22 protein-coding genes are annotated in these 21,649 nt (G+C 59.7%); 12 read left to right on the top strand and 10 right to left on the bottom strand.

What is annotated here, in order from left to right:
* Positions 1-105: 105 nt before the first annotated feature.
* The 6 genes from KGB20_RS23810 to KGB20_RS23835 form a co-directional block, all read right to left on the bottom strand.
* The gene (locus KGB20_RS23810; protein ID WP_150812796.1) at positions 106-444 is read right to left on the bottom strand and encodes a HopJ type III effector protein; all 339 of its coding nucleotides are present in this window, start codon (positions 442-444) and stop codon (positions 106-108) included.
* Entirely contained in the window at positions 437-733 is a 297-nt protein-coding gene (locus KGB20_RS23815) for a DUF1244 domain-containing protein (protein ID WP_046040093.1), read from the bottom strand. Before KGB20_RS23815 ends, KGB20_RS23810 begins: the two co-directional genes overlap by 8 nt.
* A 97-nt stretch (positions 734-830) precedes the next feature.
* Positions 831-1,202 carry a dihydroneopterin triphosphate 2'-epimerase gene (gene folX, locus KGB20_RS23820; RefSeq protein WP_007970304.1) on the bottom strand — a complete coding sequence of 124 codons (372 nt, stop codon included), beginning with the start codon at positions 1,200-1,202 and terminating at the stop codon, positions 831-833.
* 2 nt (positions 1,203-1,204) lie between these two features.
* A complete protein-coding gene (gene folE, locus KGB20_RS23825; RefSeq protein ID WP_154910431.1) occupies positions 1,205-1,765 on the bottom strand; it encodes a GTP cyclohydrolase I FolE in 561 nt (186 codons plus the stop codon).
* A 19-nt stretch (positions 1,766-1,784) separates the two neighbouring features.
* Entirely contained in the window at positions 1,785-2,495 is a 711-nt protein-coding gene (gene folM, locus KGB20_RS23830; protein ID WP_154861603.1) for a dihydromonapterin reductase, read from the bottom strand.
* Positions 2,496-2,669: 174 nt separating this feature from the next.
* Positions 2,670-3,239 carry an antibiotic biosynthesis monooxygenase gene (locus KGB20_RS23835; RefSeq protein ID WP_154910429.1) on the bottom strand — a complete coding sequence of 190 codons (570 nt, stop codon included), beginning with the start codon at positions 3,237-3,239 and terminating at the stop codon, positions 2,670-2,672.
* A gap of 223 nt (positions 3,240-3,462) precedes the next feature.
* Between KGB20_RS23835 and KGB20_RS23840 the strand changes: the two genes are divergently transcribed.
* Positions 3,463-4,422: a MerR family transcriptional regulator gene (locus KGB20_RS23840; RefSeq protein WP_154910428.1), complete on the top strand. Its 960-nt coding sequence runs from the start codon at positions 3,463-3,465 to the stop codon at positions 4,420-4,422.
* A gap of 3 nt (positions 4,423-4,425) precedes the next feature.
* On the opposite strand, the gene KGB20_RS23845 is transcribed toward KGB20_RS23840, so the two are convergent.
* Positions 4,426-5,031 (bottom strand): hypothetical protein, encoded by a 606-nt coding sequence (locus tag KGB20_RS23845; protein WP_150812791.1) that lies wholly within the window; start codon positions 5,029-5,031, stop codon positions 4,426-4,428.
* A 54-nt stretch (positions 5,032-5,085) separates the two neighbouring features.
* Positions 5,086-5,562: a PAS domain-containing protein gene (locus KGB20_RS23850; RefSeq protein ID WP_150812790.1), complete on the bottom strand. Its 477-nt coding sequence runs from the start codon at positions 5,560-5,562 to the stop codon at positions 5,086-5,088.
* Between the two features lie 101 nt (positions 5,563-5,663).
* Here KGB20_RS23850 and KGB20_RS23855 point away from each other — a divergent pair, with 101 nt between their 5' ends.
* The 4 genes from KGB20_RS23855 to KGB20_RS23870 all read left to right on the top strand — a co-directional run bounded on the left by KGB20_RS23855 (position 5,664) and on the right by KGB20_RS23870 (position 9,207).
* Complete coding sequence (locus KGB20_RS23855; RefSeq protein WP_150812789.1) at positions 5,664-6,119, top strand: flavodoxin; 456 nt, start codon at positions 5,664-5,666, stop codon at positions 6,117-6,119.
* Positions 6,120-6,310: 191 nt separating this feature from the next.
* Complete coding sequence (locus tag KGB20_RS23860; RefSeq protein WP_150812788.1) at positions 6,311-7,093, top strand: class II aldolase/adducin family protein; 783 nt, start codon at positions 6,311-6,313, stop codon at positions 7,091-7,093.
* Positions 7,093-7,995, top strand: a complete 903-nt coding sequence (locus tag KGB20_RS23865) for an alpha/beta fold hydrolase (RefSeq protein WP_057716393.1) — start codon at positions 7,093-7,095, stop codon at positions 7,993-7,995. The genes KGB20_RS23860 and KGB20_RS23865 overlap by 1 nt, the downstream gene beginning before the upstream one ends.
* Positions 7,996-8,295: 300 nt before the next feature.
* Positions 8,296-9,207, top strand: a complete 912-nt coding sequence (locus tag KGB20_RS23870) for an SDR family oxidoreductase (protein ID WP_057716392.1) — start codon at positions 8,296-8,298, stop codon at positions 9,205-9,207.
* Between the two features lie 74 nt (positions 9,208-9,281).
* On the opposite strand, the gene KGB20_RS23875 is transcribed toward KGB20_RS23870, so the two are convergent.
* Positions 9,282-10,052 carry an N-acetylmuramoyl-L-alanine amidase gene (locus tag KGB20_RS23875; RefSeq protein ID WP_154910426.1) on the bottom strand — a complete coding sequence of 257 codons (771 nt, stop codon included), beginning with the start codon at positions 10,050-10,052 and terminating at the stop codon, positions 9,282-9,284.
* Between the two features lie 582 nt (positions 10,053-10,634).
* Here KGB20_RS23875 and KGB20_RS23880 point away from each other — a divergent pair.
* The 4 genes from KGB20_RS23880 to KGB20_RS23895 all read left to right on the top strand — a co-directional run bounded on the left by KGB20_RS23880 (position 10,635) and on the right by KGB20_RS23895 (position 17,371).
* Positions 10,635-12,428 (top strand): DUF1302 domain-containing protein, encoded by a 1,794-nt coding sequence (locus KGB20_RS23880; protein WP_102669112.1) that lies wholly within the window; start codon positions 10,635-10,637, stop codon positions 12,426-12,428.
* 23 nt (positions 12,429-12,451) lie between these two features.
* Positions 12,452-13,822: a DUF1329 domain-containing protein gene (locus KGB20_RS23885; RefSeq protein WP_154910425.1), complete on the top strand. Its 1,371-nt coding sequence runs from the start codon at positions 12,452-12,454 to the stop codon at positions 13,820-13,822.
* Positions 13,823-13,963: 141 nt separating this feature from the next.
* Positions 13,964-16,510: a LuxR C-terminal-related transcriptional regulator gene (locus tag KGB20_RS23890; RefSeq protein WP_154861611.1), complete on the top strand. Its 2,547-nt coding sequence runs from the start codon at positions 13,964-13,966 to the stop codon at positions 16,508-16,510.
* 171 nt (positions 16,511-16,681) lie between these two features.
* Positions 16,682-17,371 carry a hypothetical protein gene (locus tag KGB20_RS23895; protein ID WP_154910424.1) on the top strand — a complete coding sequence of 230 codons (690 nt, stop codon included), beginning with the start codon at positions 16,682-16,684 and terminating at the stop codon, positions 17,369-17,371.
* Positions 17,372-17,374: 3 nt separating this feature from the next.
* On the opposite strand, the gene KGB20_RS23900 is transcribed toward KGB20_RS23895, so the two are convergent.
* Positions 17,375-18,160, bottom strand: coding sequence for an IclR family transcriptional regulator (locus KGB20_RS23900; RefSeq protein ID WP_090453134.1), 786 nt, complete (start codon positions 18,158-18,160; stop codon positions 17,375-17,377).
* A 165-nt stretch (positions 18,161-18,325) separates the two neighbouring features.
* Between KGB20_RS23900 and hmgA the strand changes: the two genes are divergently transcribed.
* From hmgA to maiA, 3 genes are read left to right on the top strand one after another with little or no spacing between them, the layout of a single operon-like run.
* Positions 18,326-19,630: a homogentisate 1,2-dioxygenase gene (gene hmgA / locus KGB20_RS23905; protein ID WP_150812784.1), complete on the top strand. Its 1,305-nt coding sequence runs from the start codon at positions 18,326-18,328 to the stop codon at positions 19,628-19,630.
* A gap of 3 nt (positions 19,631-19,633) precedes the next feature.
* Positions 19,634-20,938: a fumarylacetoacetase gene (gene fahA / locus KGB20_RS23910; RefSeq protein WP_154861614.1), complete on the top strand. Its 1,305-nt coding sequence runs from the start codon at positions 19,634-19,636 to the stop codon at positions 20,936-20,938.
* A 12-nt stretch (positions 20,939-20,950) separates the two neighbouring features.
* A complete protein-coding gene (gene maiA, locus KGB20_RS23915; RefSeq protein ID WP_150812782.1) occupies positions 20,951-21,586 on the top strand; it encodes a maleylacetoacetate isomerase in 636 nt (211 codons plus the stop codon).
* Positions 21,587-21,649: the final 63 nt, after the last annotated feature.

Here is a 21,649-nt window from a genome sequence, read left to right on the forward strand (position 1 = left end):
TAGGAGCGAGCTTGCTCGCGATGGTGGTGAACGATGACGCTGGGAGCCTGACACCCCGTGGCGTTCTTCAGTCCATCGCGAGCGGGCTCGCTCCTACAAATCAAATCAGCGGCGTGTCAGCGGCTGTTGAGCGAACTTCACCCCGGCCAGACCATGGGCAATCAACGCGCGGATATTGCCGTGATCGCTGCCTTCAGGCGTCGCCAGCACCGAGCGGTAATGCTCGCCGAACGCCAGCAGGGCTTCTTCATCGCTCAAGCCTTCGAGCTGCGCCAGGCCCAGGGTCTTGCACGAGCCTTCGTTCTGCCCGGCCGCGTTTTCCACACCACCGTTGTTGAAGGCCTGAGGCTGGTAGTCGTAACCGGCGGCAATGAACGCAAGGGTGTCGGCGAAGGCGTGTTCGCCGGTCTTGAGGCTGGCGCGCAGGGTGTTCAAATCACTCATTGGGTTTTCCTTTGGCGAACGCCGCTTGCTGGTCGGCGCTGGCTTCTTGCTGATATTGGGCTTTCCATTCGGCGTACGGCATGCCGTAAACCACTTCGCGGGCTTCGTCGAGGCTGACCTCGATCTGGCGGTCGTCGGCCGCGGCCTTGTACCACTTGGACAGGCAGTTGCGGCAAAAGCCCGAGAGGTTCATCAGGTCGATGTTCTGCACATCCTTGCGGCTGTCCAGGTGGGCCACCAGCCGACGAAAGGCGGCGGCTTCGAGTTCCAGGCGTTGTTGATCGGTCATGGCGGTCTCTGCGAGACAGCTTCAAGCGGCACGCTTGAAGCTGCAAGTTGGATGGCGGTGGCTTGAAGTCTACCGCTTGCGGCTTGAAGCTTGAAGCTCAGCGGCTTGCCGCGAGTGTTATCGACACCGACTCGGCGAATCGCAGTGCGTGGGGCTTGTCGACCTCGACCTCGGCGTACAGCACCGATGCGTTGGCCATCACCAGGTCGAGAATTTCCTGGGTCAGGCGTTCGAGCAGCGCAAAGCGGTTGCCTTCCACATGGGCGATGATTGCCTTGGTAATGGTCCGGTAGTTCAACGCGTGATCGATGTCGTTGTCCCGTACCGCTTCCTGGGCTGCGTACAGAATGGTGAGGTTGATCAGCACATCCTGCTTGTTGAGGATTTCATCCTCGTTGATGCCGATGAAGGTACGCAGGCACAGGTCTTTGACCCGGATGCGTGCCATGCCTGGCTGAAGTTGTGGCATTGCTACTTGCTCCGTCCAATCAATTGCAGGAACTCCTGGCGGGTATTGCTCGACTCGCGGAAGGCACCGAGCATCACCGAGGTGTTCATGGTCGAATTCTGTTTCTCGACGCCGCGCATCATCATGCACATGTGCTGCGCCTCGATGACCACTGCGACGCCTGCCGCGCCGGTCACTTGCTGCACCGCGTCGGCGATTTGCCGGGTGAGGTTTTCCTGGATTTGCAGGCGCCGGGCGAACATGTCCACCAGCCGCGCGATCTTCGACAGGCCCAGCACCTTGCCGGTTGGAATATAAGCCACATGCGCCTTGCCGATGAAGGGCAGTATGTGGTGTTCGCACAGCGAGTACAGCTCGATGTTGTCGACGATGACCATTTCATCATTGTCGGAGGCGAACAGCGCGCCATTGACGATATCTTCGACACTTTGCTCATAGCCATGGCAAAGGTACTGCATGGCTTTGGCTGCACGCGTCGGCGTATCGAGCAAACCCTCGCGGTCGGGGTTTTCACCGAGACCGATGAGGATCTCACGATAATTCTGGGGCAGGGATAACGTCATGGAAAATCCTCGCGGGACACTATTTGATGTGCCTTCCGCCATTGACGGTCAGGGTGGTGCCGGTGACATAAGGGTTGTCGAGCAGATAGCGCAGGCTCTGGTAGATCACTTCACAACCGGGTTCGATGCCCAGCGCGGACTTGGCCAGCGCCTTGGCGCGGTAGGCCGCGTCGTCTTCAGGGTTGAACAGTAGCAGGGCCGGTGCGATCCCGTTGACCTTGATGGCCGGCGCGTACCGGGCGGCGAAGGACAGGGTCAGGCTGTCGAGCCCGGCTTTGCTGGCGCAATAACCGATGTGCCTGCTGCTGCCCTTGCGGGTCACGTCATCGCTGATGTGCACGATATCGGCGGGGCTCGAGCGATGCAGCAGGTCGGCGCAATGCAGGTTGATCAGGTAGGGCGCCAGCATGTGCACGCTGAACATGCGGGTGAATGCCGCGGCGTCGGTGTCCGGTGTTTCAGCCAGCCATTCGGAGGCATTGTGGACGATTGCCCGCAGGCTGTCGGTATGGGTTTTCAACTCGTTGATGAAGGCGAAGATCCCGGCCTCGCTGGCGAAGTCCGCGAACACCGCGGTGGCCCCCAGGTCGCGCAGGGCTTGTACGCCGGGACGCTCGCTGCGGTAGCTGAAAATCACCCGATGGCCATCTTCCAGCAATCGTCGGGCGCAGTGCAGGCCGACACGCTGGCCGGCGCCGGTAATGAGGACAGGGGCTGCGGAAGAAGTCATGAACGGCTCGCATCGCGGTGAGAGCAAAACTATACCAGCGACGGGAGCGCTCTACCTATTGTGCAAAACGGGCCTGTGTGGGAGCGGGCTTGCTCGCGAAAGCGTGGTGTCAGACAGTACAAGTGTTGACTGATATGCCACCTTCGCGAGCAAGCCCGCTCCCACAGGAGATCATCAGCGATTTTGGACGGTGGGTTCGACGGGCAATGGTCGTGCCGGTGTGCTGTTCAGCCAATTGGCCAGCAAACGGGTCGACAATGGAATGAACAGGTAAACCATCAGCGGCGTCAGGCACAGGGTGCTGATGAACACCCGCGGCAGCAGGCTCATGTCACTCAACAGCGGCCCCAGCACAAAGTTGAACAGCAGCGAAACCGGAAAGAACGCCAGCCAGATCGCCACGGCCTGTTTCCAGCGTGGCGGGCGTTGACCGACGGCACCGAACCAGCCCTCGATGCCGCTGACCCGGTGTTCTGTCGGGTGGGCGAACAGGTCGCCGCCACGTCCGAGCCAGGCGCTGCGCGAAGCGGAATGTTCCCAGGCGTGCAGGGTCTGCTCGTTGGCGAAGCGGAAAATGATCTGGAATTCGTCATCGCCGGGCGGCGGAGCAAGCACACCGGAGCCGAGATAACCGGGAAAATCGGTGGCCAGTTGTTCGCCTTCGCGCAGCCAGGCGATCAGGTCCTGGTAGCGTCCATTGGCAACGCGGCGCGCAACCATCAGCGTGACGGGAGGGGTAGACATTGTGTATCTCCGTAAGGCATTTGCGTCGCTCCGGATAGGAACTTCGCCAGGCGCAGCGCCGGGGTGGTGGGCTGCGACTCGAAACAAGCAAGGATTATTCCTGATTCCGCCCGTGGCGTCTGTGACGTTTATCCGTTCATTCGCGGTATCGATTTTTTACGGAAACTTTACGGGGCAGGGGCGTTAGAATACGCCTTGGACGATACAAGGATGTTTCAACAGGATGCCCATATTTACAGACGTCGCTTCAGGCTCCACGCAGGCTGTCGCTCTCGAACAGGAAGAGCTCTTTCCCATTCGCGAGGTGGCGCGACTGACAGGTGTCAACCCGGTCACGCTTCGAGCCTGGGAGCGACGATATGGCCTGATTGTTCCAACACGCACCGACAGTGGGCATCGACTGTATTCGATGTCCGATATTGAGCGTGTCCATAGCATTCTCGGCTGGATCGAGCGCGGGGTTGCCGTCAGCAGGATCGGCAAGATCCTGGCCAGGACCGAGCCACTTCAGGCGTTGTCGCATATCATCCCCAACAACCTCGTGGAAGCCGATTACGCGCAGTGGCGGCAGCAGATTCATGTTGCGGTCAACGGGTTTGACGAGCTTCGGCTGGAGGAGCTCTACGGGCAAGTCTTTTCCAGCTACTCCCTGCCGGTGGTGTTCCAGGGCATTCTGATGCCCGTCTGGAAGCGGTTGTTGCAACGCCAGGACCAGTTCGGCGGCACCAGCGAGTGGCTGTTCCTGGATGGTTTTTTGCGTTCCCGGGTGTTGCAGCGTCTGTTGTTGATGCGCGAAAAACAGCCGCGTCGCGTGGTCATCTGTGCCCTGGATGGCAATTGCCGGGAACTGGAACTGTTGGTCGCCGCCCTGTTCCTGAGTTCCGGGCCATTGGCCGTTCGCGTACTGAACATGGGCCAGCCATTCGAGGAACTGGCGCTGATGTGTGAAAGGATCAAGCCCCTGGCTCTGGTGCTGTTTTCCAATCATGTGCCGGCTCCCGAGTTGCCGCGGCGTCTGAATCGCCTGGCCATGAGTCTGGAGTGCCGATTGTTGTTGGCCGGCGATGCTTCTGACCTGGCACAGGAAAGCCTGGCCGGGTCATCGATCGGTTGCCTGGGCAATGAAGGGGAGGTCATGAGCCAGCGTCTGAAGCAGTTCCTGGCGGATACTCTGGATACTTGACGTTCAGAGATGCAGCGCGGGATGAGTCAAACGATGCTGTTGCAGGATGAACTGGCGCAGACGCTCGGCTTCATCGGTATCGCTCAGGCTCAGTTGATAGGCGTAGAAGCCCTGTTCGTTTTCTTTCTCGAAAGTACCGCGCAAGGCAATCCGCTCGTAGCCTGAGGGGCTGAACCACAAGGCGAAATGCTTCGGTGGTTTGGTCTTGTTGCGAGCTTCCAGCAAAACCCCTTTGCACGACACTTCGTGTACCCACAGGGTGCCGGGTTGACCCTTGGCGTTTTCCAGCGCTACCGGTTCATCCAGTACCAGGCGCCAAGGCCGCACCATCGGCCCGCCTTCATAGATGCTGGGCACGCCGAGGCGCAAATGCAGCGCATGGAACTCGTCTTCCACCAAGTGCAGGGGGAAGGTCATTTGCTGGTTTTCGAAGCTGGCTTGAATGGTGACCTGCTCATGGGCCGCCAGGCGGGTGAGCAGGTCACGGATTTGCGACCCACCGTTGACGAGCAGGCTCGACGTCGCGTCCCGCACATTGAGTTGCGGGTTGTGTTGCATGGTCTGGATGAAATCCAGCTCATCCTGGGTCAGGAGCGCGTCGCGTTGCATGGCCAGCTCGAAAGATGTAGTTACAAAGTCATTGGTGATTGTAATTACTGACCATTAATTCCGGGTTTCGTTTGCACCGTTCGTCGCCTTGAGCGCAGCAAGCTCGGCCTGGAGTTCAGCCAACTGCCTCTCCAGCTGTGCCACGCGCTGTTGCGCCTTGACCTGCACGGTGACGTCTTTCTGCACGCCGACAAAATAGGTCTGCCCGTCCGCTGGATTTTTCACCGTTGAAAGGGACAGCTCGTTCCAGAACGGCGTGCCGTCCTTGCGGTAGTTGCGCAGTATTTCCCGGCAGGTTCCTTCACGGTTCAATGCATCGCGAATCAGCGGCAGCGCTTGCTGATCGCGGTCCCCCGACTGCAGGAAGCGACAATCCTGATAGAGGATTTCTTCACTGGAGTACCCCGTCAGGCGTTCGAACGCGGGGTTGACGTAAATGAGGATCTTGTCCTGATCGCCTTCCTTTTCGGCAATCACGATACCGTCGTTGGAGGCGTTGATCACCATTTGCAGCAGTTGTGCATTAATCATCGGAGTATCCTTTCCTGATTGATTGTCAATTGCATTCTAAAAGATAATCACAACCGTGGTGTTAATATCCGGGTCTTTCACTCGGATTCAGGATCAGATCGATGAAAGTCGCCATCATTTCCGGCTCGGTGTACGGCACGGCCGAAGAAGTTGCCCGCCACGCCGCCAGCCTGTTGAACGCCGCCGGTTTCGAAACCTGGCACAACCCGCGTGCGACCCTCGCCGACATCCAGGCGTTTGGCCCTGAAGCCTTTCTGGCTGTGACCTCGACCACCGGCATGGGTGAGCTGCCGGACAACCTGCAGCCGCTGTACTCGACCATTCGTGACCAATTGCCAGCAGCCTGGCGCGGTTTGCCGGGCGCGGTGATCGGATTGGGCGATGCGAGTTATGGCGATACTTTTTGTGGCGGCGGCGAGCAGTTGCGCGAATTGTTCGCTGAACTTGGCATTCGCGAAGTGCTGCCGATGCTGCGCCTGGATGCCAGCGAAACGGTGACCCCAGAGACGGACGCCGAGCCTTGGCTGGCGGACCTGATCAGCGCACTGCGCGGCTGAGCGTTGCCCTGGCCCCATGCCTGTCAGACCCTTGCTGGCGCCGGTCATTTGACATGGATCCAGGACAGCGGGGCGGCTGACTCGCTGGGCCATCAAGCTGGCTGCCAATGCAACTACACGAACCTCAAGGGCTGACTAGACTCGGTGAACATAGGAAACACTCCATAATAAAAACACCGAGGCTCCTTGCCGTGACTGTCGCTCCCGTCCAATCGCCACCCAGTGTCAAAGACCAGGTCAGTGCTGCCGAGTGGCAGACCCGCATCGACCTGGCAGCCTGTTATCGCCTGGTCGCCCAACATGGCTGGGATGACCTGATCTTCACCCATATCTCCGCCAAGGTGCCCGGCACCGAAGATTTCCTGATCAACCCGTTCGGGTTGATGTTTCACGAAATTACCGCGTCGAGCCTGGTCAAGGTGGATCAGGCCGGCAACAAGTTGATGGACAGTCCTCACGAGATCAATCCGGCGGGTTACACCATCCACAGTGCTGTGCATGAAGCCCGTCACGATGTCGTCTGCGTGCTCCACACCCACACGGCTTCGGGGGTGGCGGTGTCGGCGCAGAAGCAGGGTGTTTTGCCGATCAGCCAACAGTCGTTGTTCGTGCTTTCCAGTCTGGCCTACCACGCCTATGAAGGCGTGGCGCTCAACCATGAAGAGAAAGTGCGGCTACAGGCCGACCTCGGTGAAAACAATTTCCTGATGTTGCATAACCACGGTCTGCTGACCTGCGGCAGCACCATCGCCGATACGTTCCTGATGATGTTCACCTTTCAGCGTGCCTGCGACATTCAGGTCATGGCGCAAAACGGTGCCGCTGAACTGATCGCCATCGAACCGCAGATTCTGGCCGGCGCCAAAGCCATGATCGCGGGTGTCACCCGAAGTGCTCAAGGAATGGGCGGAGCGCTGGCCTGGCCGGCACTGCTGCGCAAACTCGATAAACTGGACCCGGGTTATAAACTCTGATGGAGCTCGCCGAGATCCCCTTGTGTGTCTGGCGCAAACGCAGCCAGACGTTCGTATTCCGTGGCCAGAGCATCCGCTACTGGGCAGCAGGCCAGGGTGAGCCGCTGTTGCTCATTCACGGCTTTCCATCCGCCAGTTGGGACTGGCATTACCTGTGGCAGCCATTGGCCCAGCGCTTTCGCGTGATCGCTTGCGACATGCTGGGCTTCGGCGATTCGGCCAAACCGGCGAATCACGAATACAGCCTGCTGGAGCAAGCGGATCTGCAACAGGCACTGCTTGAACACCTGAATGTCGAGCAGCCAGTGCACTTGCTCGCCCACGATTACGGCGACAGCGTGGCTCAGGAACTGCTGGCCCGGCATTACGAGTCGCGGGTGGAACTGGCCAGTTGCGTGTTTCTCAATGGCGGGTTGTTTCCGGAAACCCACCGCCCGGTACTGATGCAAAAACTCTTGCTCAGCCCTTTGGGCTGGATGATAGGCCGCGCCTTCAGCCGTGATGGCCTGGTAAGAAGCTTTCGGCAGATTTTCGGTCCGCAAACCCGTCCCAGTGAAAGCCAGATGGATGATTTCTGGAGCCTGGTCGAAAGCCATCAGGGGCCACGGATCATGCACAAATTGATCGGCTACATCCCGGAGCGACGCGTCTGGCGCGACCGCTGGGTGAGCGCGATGCAACGCGGTGAAGTGCCGCTGCGAGTGATCGATGGCGGGGTCGATCCGGTCTCCGGAGTGCACATGGTCGAGCGTTACCGGGAGTTGATCCCGGAGGCGGACACGGTAGTGTTGCCCGACATTGGCCACTACCCGCAGATCGAGGCGCCCTGCGAGGTGCTCAAGCACTACCTGGCGTTTCGCGATCAATTGCTCTTGCCGCCGCGCAAGGTGGCGTGTTCCTGAACCTTAAGGTGAACTGTTGTGGCGAGGGGGCTTGCCCCCGTTGGGCTGCGCAGCGGCCCCAAACCATACGGCGCAGTGATTCAGGTATAACGCGTTTAGCCGGTTTACGACTGCTTCGCAGCCGAACGGGGCGATGCGGCGATCCGACAAGCCCCCTCGCCACAGGGTTCATGCCTGTTTCGCTTTCAATCATCCCCCTGCCTTATCGCGCACCATTCAGCCTCTCCCGTGTTCATTGTGACCTGCTGCGCCGTGCCTGAAACTCGGACTCACTGTCCCTTGGCCTGCTGGAGTCCCCCCATGAATGAGTCTGTGCGCTTCGAAGATAAAGTCGTGATCATCACCGGAGCCGGTGGCGGCCTGGGACGGACGCATGCACTGTTGTTCGCCAAACAGGGCGCCAGGGTGCTGGTCAACGATCTTGGCGGCTCGGCCCAGGGCGAAGGCGCCAATGCCTCGGCCGCCGACCGCGTGGTCGCGGAGATTCGCGAGGCCGGCGGCATTGCCGAAGCCAACCACGACTCGGTCACTGACGGTGACAAACTGGTCCAGCACGCCCTGGACGTCTTCGGTCGCGTCGACGTGGTGGTCAACAATGCCGGGATCCTGCGGGACAAGACCTTCCACAAAATGGATGACGCCGACTGGGACCTGGTTTACCGCGTCCACGTCGAAGGTGCCTACAAAGTCACCCGCGCCGCCTGGCCGCACATGCGCGAGCAGAATTACGGCCGGGTGATTTTCACCGCGTCGACCTCGGGCATCTATGGCAACTTCGGCCAGTCCAACTACGGCATGGCCAAGCTCGGTCTCTATGGCCTGACCCGCACCCTGGCCATCGAAGGCCGCAAGAACAACATCCTGGTCAACGCCATCGCCCCCACCGGCGGCACGCGCATGACCGAAGGCCTGATCCCGCCGCAAGTCTTCGAACAGCTCAAACCCGAACTGGTCAGCCCGCTGGTGGTGTACCTGGCAAGCGAGAACTGTCAGGAAACCTCCGGTCTGTTCGAAGTCGGCGGCGGCTGGATGGGCAAGGTCCGTTGGGAGCGCAGCCTCGGCATCGGTTTCGATCCACGGGCCGGCTTCTCCCCGGAAGACGTGGCGGCGCACTGGCAGCAGATCTGCGACTTCGAGGGTGCGGCGCATCCGAAGGACAACATCGAAGCACTGAAGGAAATGATGGGGAATTTGCAGAAATATACGCTTTGATACCACCGGCAAGGTCACATTGACTGACCTTGCCGGTTGTTGCATTTGTCGGCTGCAAAGCCGTTTGCCAATGGTCAGCCGGGAAAGTATTTGACGACCAGCGCTTTCAGGTTGGCGGCTGTTTGCGCGTCCATTTTTCCATCGAAGTTTTCCGGGCGAAAATGCATCTGGAATGCCCGCACCAATTGTTGAATACCGCCTTCCGTAGACGCTCCCGAAACATCGTACCCATAGGATTTGAACAGCCCCAGCAATTCGCTTCGGGCTGGAACCCCCGATGTGTTGTATTGGCGCAGATACTCGTCCCGAGTGGTTTCATCGAACCAGGCGCCGACGCCTTTCAAGTACAGTTCCCGCCAGGGAAACATCGGCCCCGGGTCACTTTTGCGGCCGATCGAAACATCGGAGTGGCCCAGAACCTGCGTCGGCGTGATATCCGGGTAGCGCATGAGGATATTCAGCGCCAGTTGTTCAATCGCAGCAATCTGCTCGGGGTGATACGGCGGAAAGGTGAATTCGCCCTTGTTGTCGGTCGCCAGGTTGACGATTTCAATGCCGATGGACGTATCGTTCAGATTGCTGTGGCTACCCCACTGACTGACACCTGCGTGCCACGCGCGATAGGTTTCATCCACCAGGCTGAAAACTTCCTGCCCGGTATGGCCGGCCTTCAGGTAACTGGGGTCCGTGATATCTGGAACCAGATAATGCGCGCTGACATTGGGGCCAGTCAGGGCACTGACAGAACTTGAAAAGTCAGCGGCCGTGTAGTGAAGAATCAGAAAGCGTATTCGACTGTTGAAACTTCTGGTTGAGCGATACCGGTTGTAGTTGATGGGTTTCATGGTTGCACTCGCAATAAGTAGGTTTGAAGTCGGACGAAGATAAAAAAGGCGTTCGCCGACTTGCTGTTCAACTTAAAGACTCGAGTGCTTTTGGTGTTTACCTATGCTTGTAGGTACTTTCTGAAAGAAATGTAGGCATGCGAAGTTTTACCTGGATGCTCCGGGGGGCACTGACTGGCAGCTGTTAATTATCAAAAACCATCGCCCATAAAAAAGGCCGCTGCAAACGCAGCGGCCAAAGTAAGACGTTGGATCAGGAGCTACAAATCAACGTCAGTGAACACAGGGTGACGAACCGAATCCTCGATTCATCTGAAATCTTTCAGTCACGGCGCAGGCCGGTACAGGGTGCCTGCGGTGGTTTACTGTGACAGTGAGGTAAGAGTAAGCCCTCGGCGCTGTAGGAAAAATACCAATTCCCGACATGCACTGTTGCAGCCCCGGCAACAGTCGGGATTCGGGTGCTCGTCGTCTGTGCCAGTCATCCTTAAGAGGTACACCACGAATACCTCCTTGGTGCGCTTATCGACCCCGGTGCCCGGCAGTAGGGTGTGGCCTTCTGTCACTCACCGGGGAAGACGCATGACAAAAACAACAATGCGCGCCATCTTCACACCGCAGGCGCTGGCGGTTGCGGTCGCATTAGGCTGTTGCGCCCAGGCGCAGGCCCTTTCATTCAACATCGGGGAGATCGAGGGGACGTTCGACTCCTCGTTGTCGGTCGGCGCGAGCTGGGGCATGCGTGATGCGGATAAATCCCTGGTGGGCATCGTCAACGGCGGCTCCGGCCAGTCTTCGACCGGTGACGACGGGCGATTGAATTTCAAGAAGGGTGAAACCTTCTCGAAGATCTTCAAGGGTATTCACGACCTCGAACTGAAGTACGGCGACACCGGTGCGTTTGTGCGTGGCAAGTACTGGTACGACTTTGAACTCAAGGATGAAAGCCGCCCCTTCAAGGACATCAGCGATCACAATCGCAAAGAAGGCGCCAAGTCTTCAGGCGGACAAATCCTCGACGCTTTCGTCTATCACAACTACTCCCTCGCCGATTTGCCGGGCACGGTCCGCGCTGGCAAGCAGGTGGTCAGTTGGGGGGAGAGCACGTTCATCGGCAACTCGATCAACAGCATCAATCCGGTCGACGTGTCCGCGTTCCGTCGTCCTGGCGCCGAGATCAAGGAAGGCCTGATCCCGGTCAACATGTTGTTCGCCTCCCAGGGGCTGACGGAAAAGCTGACCGTGGAAGGCTTCTATCAACTGGAGTGGGACCAGACGGTCGTCGATAACTGCGGCACTTTCTTTGGTGTCGACGTGGTGGCGGACGGCTGCAACAAGGGCTACACCGTTGCCAACCCGGCCATTGCACCCTTGCAGCCGATTGCAGCTGCCTTTGGCCAGGGCTTCGAGGTCAGCAAGGAGGGGGTGATCGTTCCCCGTGGCGGTGACCGCGATGCCCGGGATTCCGGGCAGTGGGGTACGGCGCTGCGCTGGCTGGGGGACGACACCGAGTACGGCCTGTACTTCATGAACTACCACAGTCGTTCACCGAATGTCGGGACCACCACCGCCGGCCCCGGTACGCTGGCAAGCATTCCGGGAATCGTTGCCACCGCCAACCGCATCGCGCCCGGCACCGGTTCAGGCCTGGCCCAAAGTGTGATGCTCGGTCGCGGCCAGTATTACCTCGAATACCCGGAGGACATCCGCCTCTACGGCGCCAGCTTCGCCACCACGTTATCCACCGGCACCGCGTGGAGCGGGGAAATCAGCTACCGTCCCAACGCCCCGGTGCAGGTCAACACCAATGACCTGACCCTGGCCTTGCTCAACCCTATCGCGGGCGGAGCAGCATCGCCCATTGCCACGTCACCGGGGGCCGACAACAAAGGCTACCGCCGCAAGGAGGTGACGCAGATCCAGAGCACCCTGACGCACTTCATCGATCAGGTCGCGGGTGCAGATCGCCTGACCCTGGTAGGCGAGGCGGCGGTGGTTCGGGTCGGTGGTCTGGAAGCACGCACCAAACTGCGCTACGGCCGCGACTCGGTGTATGGCCAGTATGGATTCGGTGGCGATACCGACGGCTTCGTGACTTCGACTTCATGGGGTTATCGCGCCCGGGCCATCCTCGACTACAACAACCTCATGGCCGGGATCAACTTCAGGCCCAACCTCTCGTGGTCCCACGACGTCGCAGGCTTTGGTCCCAACGGTCTGTTCAACGAAGGCGCCAAGGCCATCAGCCTCGGTGTCGATGCGGACTATCGCAACACCTATACCGCCAGCCTCAGTTACACCGACTTTTTCGGCGGCGACTACAACGTCCTCACCGACCGTGACTTCGTGGCGTTGAGCTTTGGTGTGAACTTCTGATCTGGCTGAAAAGGATGAATTCAATGCGCAAGATGATTCTGCAATTGGGCACCGTTCTGGCCCTGAGTCTGCTGGCCGCCAACGTGATGGCGGCGGTGTCGCCGCAAGAAGCCGGCCTTCTCGGCACCAGCCTTACACCGCTCGGTGCCGAGAAGGCCGGCAATGCCGATGGCTCGATTCCGGCCTGGACCGGCGGCATCCCGAAAAACGCTGGCGCGGTGGACAGTAAAGGTTTCCTGGCCGACCCGTTCGCCAACGAAAAGCCGTTGTTCGTGATCACCGCGGCGACTGTCGACAAGTACAAGGACAAACTCTCCGACGGCCAGATCGCAATGTTCAAGCGCTACCCAGAGACCTACAGGATTCCGGTCTACCCGAGCCATCGCACCGTGGCGTTACCGGCAGAAATCTATGAGTCGGCCAAGCGCAGTGCGCTGAACGTAACACCGATCAACGAGGGTAACGGTCTGGCCAACTTCACTGGCAATCGCTACTACGCATTCCCGATTCCGAAGAATGGCGTGGAAGTGATCTGGAACCATGTCACTCGTTACCACGGCGGCAATCTGCGCCGCACCATCACCCAGGCAACACCGCAGTCCAATGGCGACTTCACGGTGATCCGCTTCAAGGACGAAGTCGCCGTGCCGTCGTTGCTCAGCGATCTGAAACCGGGCAGCGACGATAACGTCCTCAACTACTTCAAGCAGGAAGTGACCGCGCCGGCTCGGTTGGCGGGCAACGTGTTGCTGGTCCACGAGACCCTCGACCAGGTCAAGGAACCGCGCAAGGCCTGGATCTACAACGCTGGCCAGCGCCGGGTACGGCGTGCGCCGCAGGTCGCTTATGACGGTGTCGGCACCTCATCCGACGGCCTGCGCACTACCGATAACTTCGACATGTTTTCCGGCGCGCCGGATCGCTACGATTGGAAACTGATCGGCAAGAAGGAGATGTACATTCCCTACAACAGCTACAAGCTCGACTCGCCCAACCTCAAGTACACCGATGTGATCAAGGCCGGGCACATCAATCAGGACCTGACCCGCTACGAGTTGCACCGTGTCTGGGAAGTCGTCGCCACGGTCAAGCCGAGCGAGCGTCACGTGTACGCCAAGCGCCACATGTACATCGACGAAGACAGCTGGCAAGTGGCGCTGGCCGACCACTACGACGGGCGTGGGCAACTCTGGCGCGTCGCTGAAGGGCATGCCCAGTTCTACTACGATCACCAGGTGCCGGCCTACACCGTCGAAGCGCTCTATGACCTGATCGCCGGTCGCTATATCGCCCTGGGAATGAAGAACGAAGAGAAGCGCAGCTTCGAATTCAACATCGATGCAAAAGCGGGGGACTACACGCCAGCAGCCTTGCGGAGCACGGGAGTCAGGTAGGTTTCCTACAGGGTCTTACACAAAAGGGTGACTTTGCGGTCACCTTTTTTATAGCGGTCGATCAGTGTGTTGAATACTTCTTCAACAAGCGCTCGGGAGGGGGCTAGGGTGGCGCCAGAATTATAAAAAAGGCGCACCACAATGACTGCAATGACGCACTGTCTGGACCGCCCTGGCTTCCTGCCCCGACTGTCGTCCCATCATCTGTCCCGCGAGCGACTGATCGAGCCCATGCTGGTTTCGACCGCGCGGGTGAAGTTGCTTTGCGCACCGGCCGGTAGTGGCAAGAGCGCGCTGCTCACCGAATGCCTGCTGCGGGCGCCGGAGCACGCTCGGATCTGTTGGCTGCCGCTGGCGGGGGCGTCGTTGAGTGCAGCCGATTTACTATTGCGCCTGACGCAAGCGCTGGGTCTGCCTTCGACGGATGAGCCCGGGCTGCTGGCACATCTGGCCCGATTACAGGCACCGACCTGGCTGTTTATCGATGATTACTGTCGAGCACCCAATCCAGAACTCGACCGGATGCTCGATCGCCTGTTGGCCGTCGACAGCCCGGCGCTGACCTGGTGGCTGAGCTCCCGTCGACGACCACCCTGCAACTGGCCGCGGCTGCTGCTCGATGATGAGTTGTACGAGTGCGAAGGCCGGACGCTGGCGTTTACCGAGGCCGAGGTCGGGCAGTTGCTCGGTCATGTCGAGCCGAGCCTGGCGGCACAAACCGCCAAAAGGGTGGCTCAGCGCAGTGGTGGCTGGTGCGCTGGCGTGCGGATCGCATTGCTCAATGGTTGTCCGTGGTCGGGTGAGCAGGGGCGTTCGGCGACATTGCTCGATTATCTGCAACACGAGTTGTTCAACACCTTGCCATCGGAGTTGGTTGAGGTCTGGAAGGTGTTGGTTCATCTGCCACGCTTCAACGCCAGCTTGTGCGAGCATCTTTTCGGCACGGGTGAGGGCGCGCAGTGGTTGCACGCGTTGCAGGACATGGGCTGCTTCATTGAGCCCTGGGAAGACTCCGTCGAGTGGTTGCGGGTCTTCGAGCCACTGGCCCGGGAGATGCGTGAAGAACCGACCCCGGCCGGGCGATCCTGGCATCGCCGCGCGTGCCAATGGTTCAGCGCCGAAGAAGACTGGCAGGGCGCCTTCGAGCAGGCGTTGCTGGCGCAAGAGCACGAGGTCGCGGTCAGCCTGTTGCAACACTTCAGTTTTGAGCATCTGTTCAAGCGTCAGAACGTCAGCTGGTTACTCAAACTGCACGAGCAGCTGGGTGAACAGTTGACCCTGGGCACGCCGCAACGGGTGGGGTTGATCACCGCGGCGTTGCTGTTTGCCGGGCGTTTCGAGCAGGCGGCTGCCTGCATTGGGCAACTGTCCCGATTTGCCCCGCAACCGACGGCATCCTTGCAACGCCAACTGCTGGCGCGTTGGCAGGCGCAACAGGGTTGGTTGCTGCATTTGCAGGGACGCCTGCCGGCGGCACGGGCGCATTTTATCGAGGCGCTGGACGAACTGGCGGCCGAGGCGTGGCCCGCACGGTTGTTGTGTCTGTCCGGGCTGACCCAGCAAGCGCTGCTCAACGCCGACCTCGATGCCGCCCAGGCCTTCAATCGTGATGCCCTGTGCCTGGCGCGGGCGCAAGGCTCGTTGCTGTTTGAAGGCTTGCTCGAACTCGATCATGCGCAGTTGCTGGAGCAGCGTGGCGCACCGCGGCGAGCAGGGCAGTTGCTGGCCGACATCCATGAAATGCTCGGACGGCAGGCTGATCGACCGACGCCGCTGCTGGGACGAATCGCCCTGCGGCGTGGGCGCTTGGCCTTGTGCCAGGGCCAGGATGAATTGGCCGGTGAATGTTTCCAGGCGGGCCTTGATGACTGCCTCCACAGTCAGGACAAGCATGTCCTGTACGGGTTTCTCGGGCAGGCGCAACTGGCGGCCAACCAACGTGATTACGCCCATGCATTTGATCGTCTGCGCGAGGCCGAACGGTTGATGCAGCAACGGCAGATCCCCGACACGGTTTATCGCGGCGTGCTGCTGCAAATCAGCAGTCATTTCTGGCTGCAACAAGGGCGCCCGGAGTTGGCCCGGGAAGCACTGACCCGGGTCTTGCGTCATTATCGTGGGGCCAACGCGCGCCAGGCACCGCCGGCCACGCTGCAACTGATTGCGCGTATCGAATACCAGTTGGTGTTGGCCGAGACTCAACTGCAACTGGTGCAACGTCCACTGGATCGACTCAAGGCGTTACTCGAACACGCGCAACAACACGCCATGCTGGCGCTGGAAACGGAGCTGCAATTGGCAATCTGCGAAGTGGCGGACCTGACGGGTGAGCCGGACACGGCTCACGCAGCACTGGAGGCCGGGCTGGCGTTGGTCAAGCGTTGTCAGGGACAACAGGCATTGCGTGATTTGAACTTGCGACAGCCGAACCTGATCTGTCGTTTGCAAGGAGAGGAGACGGTGACCGCGCTGGCCCTGGATGCCAGCCTGCTAAGTTGTCGGGAGCTGGAAGTGCTCGGCCTGATTGCCCAAGGTAATTCCAATCAGCAAATTGCCGAGCAGCTGTTCATTTCGCTGCATACGGTGAAAACCCATGCCCGGCGCATTCACAGCAAGTTGGGTGTGGAACGGCGTACACAGGCAGTTGCCATGGCGAAGAAGTTGGGATTGATAATGCAGGCCTGGTAGTTGTTGGTTTTTAGTCGGGAAATGAATTAAAACATATGGTCGCGTGCATAAATAACTGTGTTGATTAGTATGGTCGTCGGCGCTGACAAACAAGCAAGTGCTTGCGATGTCAGTATGTTGAACGACAGATCGAGCAGGATGCTCGGTTCTTTAACGTGACAGGAAGTCTGTATGAGTGACAGTTTTTTTACTACCAGTAAAATTGTTCTATTGAAGCGTATTCGTGCGGATTTCGCCGTCGAGGTGCTGTTGGTTGAACGCTTGGGGAAACTCGGGATCAACCCGTTCACGACCTATCTGAATACGCTGGTTGATATTCTTGGTACTGATGTCAGCGAGTCCAGGACGTTATTCGATGAGACGCTGGAATGGGTTGAGAAAGAGTCGCCGCCTAATTATGTTCAGGCTATCAATGGAATCTTCAATCGGCGGTATTCTTTCGAGCCGGAGCATAAGGTTGAAGGGCTGGATCTGATAGAGTTTGAAAAAATAGTAATGGATATCGTCCGTTGGGTGACCGATGCGCCCTCAATCAACCTTTCAAAACGCTCGATCAAGGTTTCTGGTATCGAGCAGGTCCACGCAGCGTTAAAGTATCAGATCCCGGAAATCAATATTGATAATGTGTACTTGACCAGCTTTGTGACTGAGTCGGACGGGCGAAAGATACTTCAGTCCAGAAGTCTGGCCGAAGATATCTTTGCTCATTTTCAACATGATGAAATTCCTTACTATCACGGCGAAGGACTGGGTGTTTACTCGATCGCCTACAGTTCCCGGGAATCTGATTTGCATCCGCAACTCACGATCAAGGACATCAGTGACCTTGTAATCGAAATTGCTCCGGATTTTCTGATCTGATACTCAGGGACTTTCGTAGCCCATTCTCCAACTGACGGCCCGCGTCGCAGCCAGTAACCGCTGCGCCGCCGGGCCGTTTTCATCGGCATGAAACAGTGAGGTCGGCCCGACCACGGTCAGTACTGCCGTGATCCTGCCCATGGCGTTGAACACCGGCGCCGACAAGGCATCCACTCCGGGCATCAAGAGTCCATGCACATGATGCAGGCCCCGATGGCGGATCTGATCGCACATCGTTGCGTAGGCCTGATCATCCGCCAAGGCGTGGGCGGTAACGTTTTGCAGTTCCTGTTCACGCAGATCCACGGTTTCACGCGCAGGCAGGTAGGCGCCAAACACCAGTCCCGTCGAGGAACTGAGCAAGGGCAACACCGAGCCCAGTTGTGTCACCACCGTCACCGCACGCACCGCCGGTTCGATATGCACCACGGTCGCGCCCTGATTGCCCCACACCGCCAGGAAACAGGTTTCGTTCAAGTCATCGCGCAGTTCAGCCAGGGGCAGGGCGGCGACTTTCAGCACGTCCATACTGTTGAGTGCCGCCAACCCTACGCGCAGGGCTTCGCGGCCCAGGCCGTAATGGTTGGTGGCGGCGTTCTGTTCGGCGAATCCGCTGGCGATCAAGGCCTGCAAATAGCGGTGAACCTTGCTCGCCGGCATCTGCACGTGTTCGGCCAGGCGCGACAGCGAAGTCGAAGGCGACAACTCGGCCAGGGCCTTGAGGATGTCGGTGCCAACCTCGGCCGAGCGGACTTTCTGTTTGCCGTTGCTGTCGCTGGTCTTTTCCATGGTGGTGCTGTGATCCCGGGACGAATGGGCGTCTTTATAGCTTGACGGTCAATACCAATCAAATTACGTTATGCGTAATCAAATTACGATAAAAACAACCCAGGCGTGCCTCGACCTCTGCAACAGAGCGAGCGGCCACTGCCGACTCCCTGTTCAGGAGGCTCCATGAACCCCGATTCAACGACGCCAGCGCTGGCCTACCAGTCAGGCTTCGGCAACGAATTCAGCAGCGAAGCGTTGCCCGGCGCACTGCCTGTCGGCCAGAACTCCCCGCAAAAAGCCCCGTACGGCCTTTACACCGAACTGTTCTCCGGCACGGCGTTCACCATGGCGCGCAGCGAAGCGCGGCGGACCTGGATGTACCGCATTCAGCCGTCGGCCAATCACCCGGCATTCGTCAAACTGGACCGGCAACTGGCCGGCGGCCCGCTGGGTGAGGTGACCCCCAACCGCCTGCGCTGGAACCCGCTGGACATTCCCGCCGAGCCGACCGATTTCATCGACGGCCTGGTGAGCATGGCCGCCAACTCGGGCGCAGAAAAACCGGCCGGGATCAGCATCTACAACTATCGCGCCAACCGTTCCATGGAGCGCGCGTTCTTCAATGCTGACGGCGAGATGTTGCTGGTGCCTGAACTGGGGCGCCTGCGCATCGCCACCGAACTGGGCGTGCTTGAACTGGAGCCGCTGGAAATTGCCGTACTGCCTCGCGGCCTTAAATTCCGCATCGAACTGCTCGACCCGCAAGCCCGCGGTTACGTCGCCGAAAACCATGGCGCACCGCTGCGTCTGCCGGACCTGGGACCGATTGGCAGCAATGGCCTGGCCAATCCGAGGGACTTTTTGACCCCGGTGGCGGCCTACGAAAACCTGCAACAACCCACCACGCTGGTGCAGAAATTCCTCGGCCAGTTGTGGGCCTGCGAGCTCAATCATTCGCCGCTCAACGTGGTCGCCTGGCACGGTAACAACGTGCCGTACAAATATGACCTGCGCCGATTCAACACTATCGGCACCGTCAGTTTCGATCACCCCGATCCGTCGATCTTCACCGTGCTGACGTCGCCGACCAGCGTTCACGGCCTGGCCAACCTCGACTTCGTGATCTTCCCGCCGCGCTGGATGGTGGCCGAGAAAACCTTCCGTCCGCCGTGGTTCCATCGCAACCTGATGAACGAATTCATGGGGTTGATCCAGGGCGAATACGACGCCAAGGCCGAAGGCTTTGTGCCCGGCGGTGCTTCGTTGCACAGCTGCATGAGCGCCCACGGTCCGGACGGCGAGACCTGCACCAAAGCGATCAACGCTGAGCTAAAGCCGGCGAAAATCGACAACACCATGGCGTTCATGTTCGAGACCAGCCAGGTGTTGCGCCCAAGCAGTTTCGCCCTTGATTGCCCGCAACTGCAAAACACCTACGACGCCTGCTGGGCTACGCTGCCCGCCACTTTCGACCCGACCCGGAGATAACCCATGACGCAGACTTTCATCACTCGCAGCTGGGTTGCATCCGCCAACGGCCACGCGGACTTCCCCCTGCAAAACCTGCCGCTGGGCGTGTTCAGCCTCAACGGCTCGGCACCGCGCAGTGGCGTGGCGATTGGCGAGCATATCTTTGATCTGCAAGCGGCCCTGGAGGCCGGATTGTTCGATGGCGCCGCGAAGGCTGCCGTCGAGGCCACCTGTGGCGGCCAGTTGAATGCGTTCTTCGAACTGGGCCGCGAGGCTCGCGTCGCGTTGCGCGAGCGTTTGCTGGAACTGTTCGCCGAGGGCAGCACCCTGCACGGCAAGATCGAAGCCCAGGGCGCAAAACTGCTGCCACTGGCGGCGGATTGCGAGATGCACCTGCCGGCGAAAATCAACGATTACACGGACTTCTATGTCGGTATCGAACACGCGCAGAACGTCGGCAAACTGTTCCGCCCGGACAACCCGTTGCTGCCGAACTACAAGTACGTGCCAATCGGCTACCACGGTCGTGCGTCGACCATTCGCCCGTCCGGTACCGATGTGCGCCGCCCGAAAGGCCAGACGCTGCCGGCCGGTCAGAGCGAACCGACGTTCGGCCCTTGCGCGCGCCTGGACTACGAACTGGAACTGGGTATCTGGATCGGCCAGGGTAACGACATGGGCGACTCGATTGCCATTGGCGACGCTGCCGATCACATCGCCGGTTTCTGCCTGCTCAACGACTGGTCGGCACGGGACATCCAGGCCTGGGAATACCAGCCGCTGGGGCCGTTCCTGTCGAAAAGCTTCATCACCAGCATCTCGCCGTGGGTGGTCACCGCCGAAGCGCTGGAGCCGTTCCGTCGTGCCCAGCCTGCACGTCCCCAAGGCGATCCGCAGCCGCTGCCGTACCTGCTCGACAAGCGCGACCAGGCCGCTGGCGCGTTCGACATCGAACTGGAAGTATTGCTGCTCACCGAGGCCATGCGTGAACAGAACCTGCCAGCCCATCGCCTGACCCTGAGCAACACCGGGCACATGTACTGGACCGTGGCACAAATGGTCGCGCACCACAGCGTCAATGGTTGCCAATTGCAGGCGGGTGACTTGTTCGGCTCGGGCACGTTGTCGGGGCCGCAGAGCGGTCAGTTCGGCAGCCTGCTGGAAATCACCGAAGGCGGTAAAAAGCCGATCGAACTGGCCTCGGGCGAAGTGCGTAAATTCCTCGAGGACGGTGACGAAATCATCCTGCGCGGCCGTTGCCGCCGCGACGGTTTTGCTTCCATCGGTTTCGGCGAATGCCGCGGCAAAGTGCTGCCGGCGCGCTAACAGGAGCGGGGCATGGAACTCTATACCTACTACCGTTCGACATCTTCGTACCGGGTGCGTATCGCGTTGGCGCTCAAGGGCCTGGATTATCAATCCTTGCCAGTCAACCTGATTGCACCGCAGGGTGGCGAGCATCGTCAGCCGCCTTATCTGGGCATCAACCCGCAGGGCCGCGTGCCGGCCTTGCGCACCGATGAAGGCGAGTTGCTGATCCAGTCTCCCGCGATCATCGAGTACCTGGAGGAACGTTATCCACAGGTCCCGCTGCTGTCCAAAGACCTGGCTGCCCGTGCTCACGAGCGCGGCGTGGCGGCAGTGATCGGCTGCGATGTGCACCCGCTGCACAACGTCAGCGTGCTCAATCGGCTGCGCCAGTCGGGCCACGACGAACCGCAGGTGGTGGAGTGGATCGGTCACTGGATCGGCCAAGGGCTGGCCACGGTGGAGCAGTTGATCGGTGATGACGGTTACTGCTTCGGCTCCGAACCCGGGCTGGCGGACGTCTACCTGATCCCGCAGCTGTACGCGGCCGAGCGTTTCAATGTTTCTCTTGAGGCTTATCCGCGAATTCGGCGAGTGGCGGCATTGGCGGCCACTCACCCGGCGTTCATCAAGGCGCATCCGGCGAACCAGCCAGACACTCCTTAAAGCCCCTGCACCAGCCCCATGTGGGAGCGGGCTTGTTCGCGAAGGCGTCGTGTCAGCCAACAA

It is taken from the genome of Pseudomonas sp. BF-R-30 (genome assembly GCF_019956175.1).
GTDB classification, from domain to species: Bacteria; Pseudomonadota; Gammaproteobacteria; order Pseudomonadales; family Pseudomonadaceae; genus Aquipseudomonas; species Aquipseudomonas jessenii.